This is a genomic window from Lysinibacillus sp. UGB7 (assembly GCF_049058285.1).
In the GTDB taxonomy this organism is placed as follows: Bacteria; Bacillota; Bacilli; order Bacillales_A; family Planococcaceae; genus Lysinibacillus; species Lysinibacillus sphaericus_B.
Genome location: NZ_JBMGUV010000137.1, coordinates 1 through 316 on the forward strand (window position 1 = coordinate 1; position 316 = coordinate 316).

Consider the following 316-nt stretch of genomic DNA (forward strand, 5'->3'; position numbering starts at 1 on the left):
GTTAGCGAATTCGGTTTTAAATACCTTAAACATCGCCTCAGCCACGGCGTTATCATAAGGGCATCCCTTCATGCTCAGGAATCGCTGGATTCCGAATGTTTCTAGGGCTTTTGAAATGAGCTTTTTATCAAACTCTTTTCCTCGGCCTGTATGAAACATTTGAATGTCGTTCAAGTTACCTCTAATACTTACTAGCGCTTGATAAACCAGCTCTGCTGTCTTATTTGCACCAGCACTACGGCCAATAATTTCACGATTGAAAAGGTCGACAAATAAGCATGCATAATGCCATTTTGTTCCGACACGGACATATGTT

The 316-nt window shown here is 41.5% G+C and carries 1 protein-coding gene; it reads right to left on the reverse strand.

Features of this window, described 5'->3' with window-relative positions:
• On the reverse strand, positions 1 to 316 hold a 316-nt coding region (locus ACOMCU_RS28405), incomplete at both ends, for a DDE-type integrase/transposase/recombinase (RefSeq protein WP_421052330.1).